The sequence below is a fragment of the Spiroplasma sp. hy2 genome (assembly GCF_044714365.1).
Classification (GTDB): Bacteria; Bacillota_I; Bacilli_A; order Mycoplasmatales; family Mycoplasmataceae; genus Spiroplasma; species Spiroplasma phoeniceum.
Genome location: NZ_RXFZ02000345.1, coordinates 1 through 580, shown reverse-complemented (window position 1 = coordinate 580; position 580 = coordinate 1). Strand labels below are relative to the sequence as shown.

The following is a 580-nucleotide window of genomic DNA, read 5'->3' as shown; positions in this document are numbered from 1 at the left end:
TKTTTCTTATCCATATCGTTTTAAAATGGGATTATAAAAAAGGTTTTTAAAACCTTCTAACATTTATAAATTTTATTTACTTTTTATTTATTAAATAATTGGTATTTAATGACTTTTCTAAACTAGGTGATTTTTCTTGTATTTCATTACCATCATCATTTTTCAATAGTTCAGGATGACAATTTTTATAACTTAATTTAAGATGTTTTCTAACTGTATTAAAATCTAACACCTCAACTTCAATTTTATCACCAATATCAAAAAAATCTTTAATATCTTTAACAAAGTAATCTGAAACTTCACTAATATGGATTAAACCATCAGCCTTTTCTGCTCTACAAAAAGCACCATAAGGTGTAACGTTTGTTATTTTAACATTAACTTTATTTCCTTTTTTATACATAAATTAAATATACTTCCTTTCTTTAAATAATTTAATTATATCATTAAGACTATAAAAAATCATTTGCAGCAATTGGGCGAGCGGTTGATTTTCTTAAATTTTTGTGATAAAATAACTTACAAGTTAAAAAAATTTTGAGGTTCTTTCAAACAAATTTGGGAACCTTTATAAAATTCT

At 22.8% G+C, this 580-nt stretch carries 1 protein-coding gene; it reads right to left on the bottom strand.

Annotated elements, in window-relative coordinates; all coding sequences use genetic code 4:
• Positions 1-76 precede the first annotated feature (76 nt).
• Complete coding sequence (locus EHV01_RS06430) at positions 77-403, bottom strand: S1 RNA-binding domain-containing protein (protein WP_422066734.1); 327 nt, start codon at positions 401-403, stop codon at positions 77-79.
• Between the last annotated feature and the right edge of the window lie 177 nt (positions 404-580).